At 30.8% G+C, this 13,850-nt stretch carries 9 protein-coding genes; all 9 read right to left on the bottom strand.

The genetic code is table 11. The features are described 5' to 3' along the window. Positions 1–230 (bottom strand): DUF4372 domain-containing protein (locus BUB36_RS16720; protein ID WP_131821324.1); only part of this gene is annotated, 230 nt, incomplete at its 3' end. Positions 231–328: 98 nt separating this feature from the next. Then, positions 329–727, bottom strand: a complete 399-nt coding sequence (locus BUB36_RS16715; protein ID WP_073152922.1) for a hypothetical protein — start codon at positions 725–727, stop codon at positions 329–331. Further along, positions 705–2,600 (bottom strand): TnsD family Tn7-like transposition protein, encoded by a 1,896-nt coding sequence (locus BUB36_RS16710; protein ID WP_073152920.1) that lies wholly within the window; start codon positions 2,598–2,600, stop codon positions 705–707. Before BUB36_RS16710 ends, BUB36_RS16715 begins: the two co-directional genes overlap by 23 nt. A gap of 3 nt (positions 2,601–2,603) precedes the next feature. Continuing rightward, positions 2,604–4,265 carry an ATP-binding protein gene (locus tag BUB36_RS16705; protein ID WP_242655887.1) on the bottom strand — a complete coding sequence of 554 codons (1,662 nt, stop codon included), beginning with the start codon at positions 4,263–4,265 and terminating at the stop codon, positions 2,604–2,606. A gap of 16 nt (positions 4,266–4,281) precedes the next feature. Continuing rightward, positions 4,282–6,441, bottom strand: coding sequence for a Mu transposase C-terminal domain-containing protein (locus BUB36_RS16700; protein WP_073152914.1), 2,160 nt, complete (start codon positions 6,439–6,441; stop codon positions 4,282–4,284). Further along, on the bottom strand, positions 6,438–7,289 hold the full coding sequence (locus BUB36_RS16695; RefSeq protein ID WP_073152912.1) for a heteromeric transposase endonuclease subunit TnsA: 852 nt from the start codon (positions 7,287–7,289) through the stop codon (positions 6,438–6,440). Before BUB36_RS16695 ends, BUB36_RS16700 begins: the two co-directional genes overlap by 4 nt. Positions 7,290–7,448: 159 nt before the next feature. Continuing rightward, on the bottom strand, positions 7,449–9,278 hold the full coding sequence (gene glmS, locus BUB36_RS16690) for a glutamine--fructose-6-phosphate transaminase (isomerizing) (protein ID WP_073152909.1): 1,830 nt from the start codon (positions 9,276–9,278) through the stop codon (positions 7,449–7,451). Between the two features lie 559 nt (positions 9,279–9,837). Further along, on the bottom strand, positions 9,838–11,184 hold the full coding sequence (gene glmM, locus BUB36_RS16685; protein WP_073152906.1) for a phosphoglucosamine mutase: 1,347 nt from the start codon (positions 11,182–11,184) through the stop codon (positions 9,838–9,840). A 221-nt stretch (positions 11,185–11,405) separates the two neighbouring features. Next, positions 11,406–13,463, bottom strand: coding sequence for a methyl-accepting chemotaxis protein (locus BUB36_RS16680; protein WP_073152904.1), 2,058 nt, complete (start codon positions 13,461–13,463; stop codon positions 11,406–11,408). Positions 13,464–13,850 lie beyond the last annotated feature (387 nt).

The raw sequence follows: 13,850 nt of genomic DNA, 5'->3' as shown, positions 1-13,850 counted from the left end.
TCTTTTAGTTCCTCACAGCTATTAAAAGTAGATGAAATATCTCTAAGTGATTCAAGTTCTTCTATTTGTGCATATATCATAAGAGCAATACATTTAGAAACAGTAAATTTCTTAACATATTTATCTATACCCAAAATTTTTAAAATTTTTAAAGATTTTTTTAAGAGATTTATGATAAAATCAAGTGTTGTTTTTTTATCCTTGTTCATTTTTTCTTTCTGTCTTTTCATTAGAAAATTTGAACAAGGACTATCTTATCACTTATCTTATCATATTTTATCTGGCAAAAAAATCCCTAAATTTCTGTTTTTTTCCTTGACTTTTGTTTTTATTTTTTATGCAACACCAGTGATCCCACAAATACTTTTGTGGGTATTTTCTTTTTTAATCCTTCTAATTCTATCTCTAAACAATCTTCTATCATTTTAAAATCAATGCAACTTAGATCTAAATCCTCAATATGTGCATCTTTCTTTACTTCACAGCTATTCAAATTTCCATTTGTATAATATATGCCAATTGCTAGGAAGTGAATAGTTGCCCAATCTAGTGTAAGCTTCTTTATATCACCCTTTCCTTTAAAATACGAATCTAAAACCCACTTATTATTTTGCTTATAGGGTTTATCCATCCAGTATAGCTTTACCTTTTCATCTTTCTCAAAAGGCCAATCTTTCAAATAAACATTTTCAAAATCTGTATTACTAATGTCTAGTCCCCCTTTCAATATAGTCCTCAAGACAATATCTAATATTATTAAAATGACTTGATCGGATACCTGCCATTCTTTGAATTTCCCATAGCTTTATATATTCATTATGGTCAAGCTTTTGATCTATCATTTTCTTAGACCTTCTTAACTGAAAAGCCTGTACACTTTCTAGGTGGTCATCTAAAAATTTCTTTGTTTCTGGTAGCTTATCTATTTTTTTATCCAGCATAGGAAAAAGTCCAGTAGCTTTCCCTAAAATCGATTTAGTTATTCTTACAAGCTCTTCACTAGCTAATAAGTTATTGTACTGCTCTTCAATTCTATCTAAAATCTCTATATCTCTTAAATCCCAGTTAACTCTATGGCTATTTTTAGAATTACTATATCGCTTGTCTTTTTTCTTTGGAAGATTCTTATATAGCCAAGCTTTATCATGTCTATATAGATATGTATATTCCTTCTGACATAACTTTCTAATTTCAGTTCTAGACAGCTCTGGATTTGTCTTAATAACTTCTTTAATTTTTTTCTTATAAGCTTCGATATCTATTGCTTCATTTTCTTCTAAAATCTTTTTAGGCTCATCCTTTATATCTTGTACCTCATTAAAATAGTTGATTCCTAATTTTTTATCGTATTTCTTTATTGTACCTGGATCACATTTCATTAACCTAGCTAATTCTCTTAGTCCATATTTCCCTTCTTGTAGGTAGCTTCTAAGCTTAGACTCCCATATATGTCCAAATTCTTTTATTCTACCTATCCTATATCTATCTTCTGGTGTTTTATCTGGCCCTTTTCTTGAATAAATAAAACCACAATCACATTTGAAGGTTCCAACTGGAAGTCTAGTCTTATAATCTGGTGTTATTTTTAAATCTGTAATAATTTCCTTTTTATAATGAGGAGAAACAGAATTTAAGCAGGGCCAAGGGCTTTTACCAAATGGTTCACAGCACACCTTTGTTATATTAAAAAACTCCTTTATATCATTGGCTAAAAACTGAATAAAAAGTATATGCCTTATAGGATGAACAGTTCTTTTAGAATTTCTTGAAATAACCTTCAGCCAATTATATTCATTATCAATATCAATACTAGATTCAAGTGTTTCTAATATATCTTTTCCATAAAAATCAACAAATGCTTTATGCAATTCCTTTTGCTTTATTCTTTTATTTATTGTTAAAAAGTCTTTGCTATCAAGAAGCTTTTTATATCTCTCTGCCACGCTGTCTTTACCAAATTTAGATAAATCATTTTTCAATAGGTAATATGCTGCTTTTGATATTTTTAATAGCTTATTATAAATGTTTTTTCTTTTCTCAAAGTCTACATTAAAATCCAACAATTTTCCATCAAGCCTTATAAACTCTATCCTACTTGAATTTCTTCTGTCCATTATGTACTTTTTTAGTGTAGCTCCATGATGTGGGCAAACCAATACTCCTTGCAATTGATGTTCTCTATGCATGTAAGGCTCACCATACTCTTTAATTTCCTTTTTTGAGCATATAGGACAATAATATATACCATCTTTTCTACATATAGCACCTGCAACTAAACCCAGCTTTGTGTAAAGATCTTTACCTGTTCCTGTACTCATAGCTCGCTTTAATTCATTTCTTCTTTTTATGGGTAGAAATGGTGAATAAAAGGGAAAAACAGTATGGTTATTTATAAAGTATTTTGGAGTATATTTTCCTCCTAATTGCTTTGATAAATATTCTAAATTAGTAGATAATAACAGAGTAGGAACTATGCTATCTTTACCAAAGAGTTCTATTAAAGTATCTTTAAAATCTATGTTTCCAATATAATAATGATATCTAGATATGGCTCCATATAATAACTCATCTTCATAGGGGTCAGTAAAAAAAGTCAGCATTTATCACTCCACCTTAAAAAACTCCTCTACTGGATTTTTAATGTACCCCTTTTGTTTTAACATCTCATAGACGTAAATCTTTTTCTTTTTTGCTAATTGATATATCTTTCTTAAATCGTTCTCTTTATAAGAAGCTTTATCGGTACTCTCTTTTTTTATTTTCTTTTCTTCATTGGTTTGTATAGCCCTTTTTATAGCTGTTGTTTTAATGATATTATAATCATCATCTACTCCAAATTTTCCAACTACTTTTTTCACTAGACTTTCTATATCCTTTTCAGTTAATTCATCAAATATTCCTAATTCGTTTACATCTATAATTAAGTTTTCTTCCATATTAGATCTTTTTATTTCTAAGTACTTTTCCTGATGCTTAGCCATTTCTTTAATTTTACCTGCTATATATATGTTTCTCTTATGCTTATATAACGCCTCATCTAAATTTATTGATATATCTTCATACTTACCTATTTCTGTCCTATTGTTACTTCTAAGTGCTTTTATCATAGGCTGAATCATGTGTAAATCTTCCTGTGAAGCTTTCTCAATAATACTTTTATTTATTTTTTCACTATCCGTATTTAATGCCCTCTCCTGTGCCAATATAAATAAATTTACTGCTACTGAAGTTATTCCCTGACATTGATCATAAAACAAATCCCTCATCTCAAGTGTAAGCTCTGTCTTATTCTTAAGCCACTGGTACTCCCACAAGGTTTCAATAAAGATCTCCCATTCTTCACTTTCTCTGCTCATTCTGTCCCATATGATGTTTCCTTCACTTCCAGCTCTTCTAGCTTGTCTAAATTCCTTTTTAAATACTTTTAGTGCTTTAAAGGTCCCTATTAAAACAGTTGGAATACCAACAGTATTAGTCAAGGTAACAAAGAAGTTGAGCATTTCTTCTGGGTCATTCTTTGCATTGATTAAATGCTGTATTTCATCTATTACCAAAATACCTATACCATATATACTTGCTAAAGATGTCATATGTAGCATCATGGAAGACGTTATTCTATTTAGATATCCATACTTTTCTAGATATCTTGTACCAAGCAAGTCATCTATAGCTTTAAAGAAGCTTTTACAAAGAGTTGATAGACTCCCATCATAGGGACAATCAATCTTCAGCCAAACGATTTGTGTCCTACTTAAAGGTTTTTCTTTATATTCCTCGTGCTTAATGATCTGTGGATACATCAGCAGCAATCGCTCTATTGCAGTTGTTTTTCCTATCCCTGAAATGCCAATTATAGAAAGAGAGTCAGCTGTAGAACGTATATGTTCCATATTACTCCTTAATAGTTCTTCTCTTTCATCTTTCTTAGCTGAATGTAAATCATTTAATATTTTTAATCTTTCAATATATGTTTTATCAAGTGGATTCCTAGCTAAATATCCTCGTCTAATCATTGAAGACAATTTGTTTTCTATCATGAAATGGTCTGGTAAAGGCAGAATAAAGTTTTTAAGTCTTTTTATCATGTGAAATCTTAAATTTTTACTTTTTATTCTCTCGTTATCCTGAATAATTGGGTATCTACTAAATTGTTCAAGCACTTCTTCATCTGAGAAAATATGGGGTAATGCTTCTATATATGGATTATTTGAATAATCTATTAATTCTTGCTCCTTATAATTTGCTATCTCAATGTTTCCTTTCATTAAAGGAGTTAAATTATTACTTTCCAAGCTTCTCATCCCTTTGCTTCTTAATTTTTTCCATTAAAGTTAAATGTCTAGTATTTTTTTCTTCGCTATTTTGATTATTATCTGCTCCATTAAAAGCTTTAACTATCCCTTCCTTTTTTTCTCTACCTATTTCAAAGGCTTCCTCCATTCTTTTTATTTCTTTTTCTAGTTTTCTGTTTTCCTTAATTCCTTGTGTTTTTTTAGCTTTAGAAGTAGTTTGAGTAACAGTTCTTTGTTTTTCCTTCTTTGCTTTTTTTATTATGTCATCAATTTCCTTATCTAAGTCTATATTATATTGAACCTGCTCATTTGCTTCCCATTCGATTAATTCTTCCTTTAGTTCTTCTTGGAATATAATTTCTTCTAAAATACAGTCTTTATATTGTTTGCTTTTTTCAAGAAGATAGCATTTTTCATATTGCCTACCATCTTCACTTGGAATATATATTTGATTTATATTTCTTGGGTCATATACTATCTCAATCCACCTATGCTTTGGTTTTACAAACCACTGCTCTTCTATAGCTTTTTGAGAACTATAATAAAGCTTTTTAAACTTTAATCCAGCCCTTGAAATACTAGCTTTTCCCTTTGGTAGTATATTGAGTCTCATGATATCCCTATCAATTACTCTCAGTCTTCCTTTTTTATTTTTTATTCCCCAATTCCATAGGTTTATAGGTGTGGGAGTTAGTTCGTCTGATATCATTTCTTTATCCATAGGATACTTGTCTATAATTTTATGATTATGATGCAAAACCATTTTTATGAACATTTGTGTAAACTCTTCTAAGGTCAGTGTTGCATCCAATCTATAGTCTCTATCGCCTCGCTGTCTATATTCCTTTAAAATCGCACCTGGTGTTTTATGCTTTATCTTTTCATTTGTAGTTCTAAAATACCTTTCCACTATACCTTTAAGATCGCCACGATATGGAGGTGTATTTTCAATTTTTATATTCAAATTATTAGTCAAATTTTCAACAGAGTAACCCTCAAATTCTCCTCTATCTGCAATTATTATCTCTGGTAAGTGCTTTGAAGACCATTGCTCCTTAGTTATTTCTATTTCATAGCTTTTACAGAACTCAACTTTATCAGCTACCATATTATCTAATGCCATCATAGCACCTATCCACGATGGTCCTTCTAAACCTACATATATTCCTGTTATGAGCCTTGAATATACATCTATTACTGCATAGATAACAGGTCTACCGATAATCCTATCTCTATTTAAAGAACTTAATAGGTATATATCTCCTACCGTTGCATCTATTTGAAATCTTGTTCCTGGTCCATCTGTTTCCATGGTAGAGTTTTTTAAGATTGGTCTATAATTTAAATCAAAGGCTTTGCTACTTTCTCTAAATGTTATATCCTTTTCTAAGTTCTGAAGCTTTCTAAACCAATAGTAAAATTGCTGATAGGTTGGAATTCTCGATTTATCCCACAACTTGTACTTTACTTCACCATTTTCAACATATCTATCTGAAAAGAATTCTCTCAGCATTGAGTCATAAACCAATTTAAAAGAAGGCTTTTCTTTTTTTCTATAATATCTATTAATGGATACTTCAAATATTTTTTTAATCTCTTCTGTTACATTTATTCCTTCTATAGCTTCCCCTACTAAATTTACCTTTCTAGGTTTCCCTACTTTATTTTTGCTTAACTTCTTGCTTTTTCCTTTTCCACCTGAGTTAATATAATCAGGAAGTAAGGCATTTTTAGTCATTCCCCTTTGCCAAAACCTACTGAAAATCTTCTTTATTTTAAAAATACTTAGATTAGCTTCTTCGGCTATTTCTCTAATCTTTTTTTCTCTACCTTTTTTATTTAGTAGCTGATCTTTGCTTGATTGCCAAAAGCTATCTACAATTTCCCAATCTGTATCTCTTTTTTCTTTTTGCAAATCAGATAATTTATCTTCTGAATAAGTAGTTATATAAGGGTCTTTTATTTGTACTAAAAGATTATTTTTAATCTCTGCTTCAATTTTTTCTATCGTCTCTTTCCTAGGCATTGATGTTACAGAATCAATATTTACATAGTATAAACAAGCTCTGTCACTATCTACATATAGTACCCTTATTCTTCCTCCATCTTGTTTATCTATATATTGAAATACTTGATTTTCCATAATCATAATGCATTCACCTTCTTATATAGAGTATCCTGCTCAAACTCAATTTCAATTTTTCTATTTATATCTATAGGCGTAAATAAGTTTATTTTAATGATTTTATTTATTATTAAATATTTAAAAATACATATTCCTGTTCCTTTTTCTAAAAACATATCTTTGTCAAATTGACTTGTTAGCTTTCTAATGTCATGTTTTTGCTCTATAGTTCTTTTCAAGAATTCAACAATTAAATCAGCTAGAACATCTTCCTCTAAACCCTTCAAGGAATCTATATCACTTAAATCAGAATAGCTATGTACATAACTTATATTTTGAGCAAAGGTTTTATCTATTTCTTCTTCTGTAACTATACCCCAGTCTATATCATGCCTTTTCCAATATTTTCTCTCAATTTCAAACTTTTCTAAAACCCTTTCATTCCAAAGCTCTTCTTTTTGCTTTATAGTTCTTGCTTTATCAATCAACTCACCATCTTTGCCTTTTATAGTGATAAGAAAATCAGTAGTCATTACTACATTTTCTCCAGTTTTAGGATCTTTAGGATGTTCTATTCCCAGCTCCTTTGCTATTAAAACTGTTTCTTCCAATGGCAATAAAGGAAATTGCTCTCTTATATCAATTATTCCATCTGAGTATTCAATAATATAAAAATAATCTCTTTCCATATCCGAAAGAAACTCGTGTTGTCTACTTGTCTTTATTCCTTTTAATCTTGTTGCCCTTCCGTTTGAAGGAACATCTTGTATTAATATCCAAGGCTTATAGTCCGCTCCAATGCCATGACCTCTACCTTCTTTGATAAGTTTTTCAATCCTACTTTTTGTAATTTCTCTTTTCCTTTTGGCCATAAAAAAAATCACCTCTTTATGTAATATCTTACCATAAAGAAGTGATTTCGATTCAACTTTTTTAAAAACGATTTAATTTTACATAGAGCGGTTTAACTTTTTTAAAAACGGTTCAACTTTTTTAAAAAAACACAAAACTCATAGGCGGTTTCCTTTCATCTATTCAACCGTAACACTCTTCGCCAAATTCCTCGGCTTATCAACATCACACCCTCTAGCAACCGCTACATAGTATGAGAACAGTTGTTGAGGTATTACACTTAGTATTGGGGTAAGTTCATCCATGGTATCTGGGATATATATAACTGTATCCGCTGATTTTTCTACTTCTTTATTTCCTTCCTTAGCTATTGCAACTACATAAGCCCCCCTTGCCTTTACTTCCTTGATATTTGACAACATCTTTTCATATAGTCTATCTTGTGTTGCAAGGGTTATTACAAGTGTTCCTTCTTCTATAAGGGCTATTGTTCCATGCTTTAATTCGCCTGCTGCTATTGCAAAGGAATTGATATAAGAGATCTCCTTAAGCTTTAGTGAACCTTCATAGGCTACATCTATATCTAAGCCTCTACCCATGAAGAACACACTTTCATTGTTGAATTGTGAATCTGCTAGCTGTTGAATTATTGTACAGTTATCTAATATCCTTTGCATTTTTTCTGGCATAGCTTTAAGTTCTTCTATTATCTCGTCATATCTTTCTTTACTTAATAAACCCTTGGTTATACCCATGTGTAGGGCAATCATATACATAGCAATTAATTGAGTAGTGTAAGCCTTTGTCGATGCAACGGCTATTTCAGGTCCTGCCCATGTATAAAATACGTCATGGGATTCTCTAGCTACTGAACTCCCTACTACATTTACTATTGAAAGTATTCTTGCTCCCTTTCTCTTAGCTTCCCTAAGGGCAGCCAAGGTATCTAATGTTTCTCCTGATTGGCTTATGGCTATAAATAATGTATTTTTATCTATAAATGGGTCTCTATATCTAAATTCTGATGCTATATCACATATTACTGGTATTTTTGCAAATTTCTCAATAGCATATTTCCCAACAAGTCCCGCATGATATGCCGTACCACAAGCTACTATATATACTTTATCTATTTTTTCTAAGTCTTCCTTTGTAATCTGAATTCCATCAAGCTCTATATTGCCTTCCTTGTTTAATCTTCTGTGTAATGTTTCATGAACTCCCTTTGGCTGCTCATTTATTTCCTTAATCATAAAATGCTCATAACCTTCTTTCTCTGCAGCCTCTACATCCCATGTAACATGAAACACTTCTCTAGCCTGCACCTGCCTAAGTTCATTGAAGATAGTTACTCTTTCCTTTGTTAAAAGTACAACTTCATCATTTTCTATCAAAAATACATCCCTAGTATGCTTTAATATGGCTGGAATATCAGAAGCCAAGAAATTTTCACCTCTACCAATTCCAACGATAAGAGGACTATCCTTTCTAACTGCCACTATTTTATCTGGCTCTGACTTGCAAATAACAGCTATGGCATATGCACCTTCCATTTTTTCTATAGCTTTATATACTGCATCTAGAAGGTCTCCTTCATAGTAATAATCTATAAGATGAGCTATTACTTCTGTATCAGTTTCAGATTTGAAACAAACATTTTTTTCGTCTATTAGCCACTCTTTTATTTTAATATAATTTTCTATTATACCATTGTGAATTACAGCTATATTCCCAGATTGATTCGTATGAGGATGGGAATTCCTATCGGATGGAGCACCATGGGTAGCCCATCTTGTATGTCCAATTCCTATTGTTCCGTTATAATCCTTTTCCTTAACATTATCAGCAAGCACATTAAGTCTTCCCTTATATTTCTCTACATGTATCTCATGATCTTTAAATACCGCTATACCCGCTGAATCATAACCTCTATATTCAAGCTTTGATAGTCCATCTATTAAAATAGGTGTCGCCTTCTTATCTCCAATATATCCAACTATTCCACACATAAATGAAATCCTCCCTTTTTGTCAAACAATAAAATTTTTAATGGATTATTGTTATTATTTTAACAATGTCTTACCTTTCTCTACTTATCCTTTTAAATTCCTTAAAAAAAAGCATAAAAAACCCCTATCTCACCCAACTTTTTTGTTCCTACAATCACTTGTAGGGTTTGTAAAGCCTTTATCGGTGGTGAGCTACACCGCAGGGCACCCGCCGACTAATCGATTAACCCTGTCCTCGTCAACTTAAATCACTACTTTCTCCGATCTGATTTAAGTCCAGGCGCTTTATAATATATAAGTTACTAGTTCCAATTTACTAGTATGTAAGTCAATTCTTATAGGTCTTTTTACAACTTTTAGCTAAACTAAAATATCAGTCTAGTTTGTATTATTAAATTGTTATCTACTTCCTCACTCTATAGGCATCACTCCTTCCGATGACATTCATGTTACATGTTTAAATGTTGAAGGTTGGTTGAATTTTAGAGGGTCGTGACTTTAAAGTCAAAACAGATCGACCCAAGTAGACATATCACATTCAACATATAAAATTTCCTTATTAACCTAATCTCTTTTCTATAAGTTCAACCAATTCTACTGCATAATTTTCGAGAATTTCCTTATTATTTCCTTCTATCATTACCCTAACCAAAGGTTCTGTTCCAGACGGTCTTATAAGTACACGTCCTTCTCCATGGAAAATTTTTTCTATTTCCTTTATTCTAGATGCTATAACTTCATCTTCTAGGTATTTTTTCTTATTATCATTTCTTACCTTGGCATTTTTCAATACCTGTGGATATTTTATCATGATAGAAGCAAGCTCTGATAATGGTTTATTTTTATTCCTAACCACCGCCATAAGCTGAAGTGCTGATAAAAGTCCATCACCAGTAGTATTATGCTCTAAAAATATTATGTGTCCAGATTGTTCTCCACCTAATACGTATCCACTCTTTTTCATTTCCTCAAGAACATATCTATCCCCAACCTTGGTCTTAACTACATTACAACCATATTCTTTTAATGCTTTTTCTAATCCTATATTGCTCATTACAGTAGCTACCAGTGTATTATTTTTCAGCCTGCCATGCTCCATAAAATAAGCTCCACAAATAGCCATTATTTTATCTCCATCAACTATATTACCCTTTTCATCAATAGCAATAAGTCTATCGGCATCGCCATCAAAGGATAATCCAAAATCAGCTCCAGTTTCTAAAACATATTCCTTTATAACCTCTGGATGAGTAGACCCACATTTATAGTTTATGTTATAGCCATTTGGATTGTGATTTATAACATTTATTTCTGCTCCAAGCTCCGATAAAACCTTTGGTGCAGTAATATAAGCTGCTCCATTTGCACAATCAACCGCAATTTTTATTCCCTTTAAGTCAACATCTATAGTAGTCTTTAAAAAATCTGTATAATCCTGTACTGCTGTTTCTATTTTAATTTTTTTTCCTATTTCATTTCCAGTTGGTATATAATCTATATCTTCATTATTTAATAAATAATACTCTATTTGTTCCTCTACTTCGTCAGGTAATTTGAATCCATCTCTATTAAAGAATTTTATACCATTGTATTCAACGGGATTATGGGATGCCGATATTACTACTCCAGCATCAGCCTTATATTTTCTTGTAAGGTATGACACCGCTGGAGTAGGTACAACTCCAAGACATACTGCATCTGACCCCGCTGATAATATACCAGCTACTAAGGCAGCTTCTAGCATGTCTCCAGATACCCTTGTATCTTTACCTACAATTATCTTTGCTTTTTTCTTTCCCTTTGTTAATATATATGCACCTATTCTACCAAGCTTATATGCCAATTCACAAGTAAGTTCTGTATTTGCTATTCCCCTTACACCATCAGTTCCAAATAGCTTACCCATACTAAACCTCCAAATTTAAAGAGTCTTAATCTATTATATTCTATCATAATATCAATATGTGAGCAATTATGTTATATCTCAACATTGTGTAATATATTTTTATATTTAGTAATTATTGTATGTTGAATAAAAAAAGATTAATGTCTAAGAAAAAAGACAGGATAATCTATATTTTCCTGTCCATAATATAAAACATCAAAATGTAAAATTTTTGCCAGATTTTATAATTTAAATTTAGCTATTGAATCATTTAATCTCTCTACTAATAAAATAAGCTCTTTTGATATATCTTTTAATAGCTCTGATGAACTTGATTGTTCCTCAGTTGCAGCCATAACTTCTTCAGTTCCTGCCGCCGACTCTTCTGTAACAGCTGAAATATTCTCTATAGAATTAATTGTTTTATTTTTATATTCCATTATATCTTCAACTGCATTGTGTACTTCATCTACTTCTTTAATAATATTATCAATAGAAGCCTTTATATCATTAAATGCTGTATCTGTATCAAATACTGCAAAATGCTGCTCTCCAAAAATTATTTCTCCTTTATCTACTGCTTTTACGGTATTTTCAACATCTTCATTTATACTATTTGCTAATCCCGTTATCTTATTTGAAGCTGCCTTTGACTCCTCAGCTAATTTCCTTATTTCATCGGCCACAACTGCAAATCCTCTACCTGATTCTCCAGACCTAGCGGCTTCTATAGCTGCATTTAATGCTAATAAGTTTGTTTGTTCACTTATATTTTGAATCAATTCAACTATATTGATTATCTCTGCAACACGATCCCTTAGCTTTCCTATAATTTCCTTTGTAGATGCTGATATTTTAGCATATTCTTCAGTTTTTTCATAAAGGGTTTTTACAATCCCTGCTGCATTATTACCAGTTTCCTTAGCTTTGTCTGTGGATATTTTTACCTCTCTTATATTTTCTACCATGCTATCTATTCTATCCGATAAATGTCCCATTACATTTGCAGCGTCCTCTGCTTCCTTTGCCTGCTGGGATGAACCTTCTGCTATTTGTGCCATTGAAGCTGCCACCTGTTGAGATGACGATGAATATTGCTCTGCTATATCATTTAATGATTTTGTAGTATCATTTACTGACTTAAAGGTTGATTTAGTATCATTTATAAGTAATCTCATACTGTCTATCATATTATTAAAACCCTTAGATAGCTTACCTGTTTCATTTTTACCTTTGATATCCGAATAAACAGTCAAATCTCCATCTTCTACTTTTTTCATAAGATCTAATATTTTATTTAAAGGTTTAGAAATCCCTAAAGCAAAGTATACAGCTACCACTATAGAAAATATTATACATCCCCCACCTATAATCATCATTATCTTCCTAATATCATATACTTGCCTTAACAGATAGTTTAGTGAAACCGCAGTTAACTGTTTCCATCCATTGCTATAGGTGCTATATACCACAAGTTCTTTATTCAAAATAAAACTATCTAATTCTTTATGCTTAGCAATGCTATCTACATAAATTTCATCTAATGGTTTGCCAATATAGTCCCTATTTCCATGATAGATAATATTGTTTTTGCTATCTATTATCAAAGTTTTGGAATTCTCGCCTATATTAGCATCATCATACATTTCCTCTATTGTTGCAAGGTTTATTTCGTATGCAATAATCCCTACTGGTTTAAAGTTATCTATTACTGCCCTCATTAAATATATTTTATCGTATTTGTCCATAAGTCCAGTAACCCAATAGACTTTTCCCTTCGATTTCATAATCTCCTCATATATGTCAGAATTCTTAAATTTTCCAGATTTTATAAAATCTATCAACTCATTCTTCTTATCTGTGCTTATTATATCTTCACCATTTTTATAAAGGGTTATAGACTTTATTTCTCTATAAGATACGATCATTGAAACAAAAGATCTTTCAATCTCTAATTCATTTTTATACTTATCGTATTCCGTCTCAAATTCTTCTCTCTTAATCTTATCCATTAAATTCTGATCTGCTATTACAAGAATCGAAGCCTTTTCTACTTCTTTTATTTTACTACTTAGTATTTTTGAATCTTTTTTTGCTAATTTTTCAGTAAAGCTACCTACATTATATTCAATAGATTCCTTGAAACTTCTCACAGAATAAATATTGATAATTAAAATAGGTATAATGCTTAATATCAAAAAACCTATTAACAATTTAAGTTTAATATTTAAATTACTCCCCCATGATACTCTTCTCTTCAATCTTTTACTTTTATTATTGGATATTTTTTTAAGTACCATATTAGCCCCCCTGAATTTTAGAGTTCATTAATTATTATAGTGTTCTATTATATTATTCTATATTTGTATGATTATTCCTTCTATTTGATTTTATCTTTTTTTACATTATTTTTATCCTGAATTATTCATAACTCAATGAATTATGATGAAAATTAATGTTAAAAGGTAAAATCTTATATCTGAAGTTCTGGTTTCATTAACAATAGAACCAAAGATTATAATTTTAATAAGATACCAACTCAAAATCTTATGTTGTAACCTAAAAAAGAGCAGACTAATCCCTTGGTTATTGCTTTAAGGTTTTCAAATTTGATTTTATAAATTATGCAAAAGTAATATTATCAATGTTTTTCATAATTATTTGAAATTTGTCTTTATAAGGATAAC

The organism is Paramaledivibacter caminithermalis DSM 15212 (assembly GCF_900142245.1).
Lineage (GTDB): Bacteria > Bacillota > Clostridia > Peptostreptococcales > Caminicellaceae > Paramaledivibacter > Paramaledivibacter caminithermalis.
The sequence above is the reverse complement of the archived record's forward strand: the minus strand, read 5'-3'. Positions and strand labels throughout refer to the sequence as shown.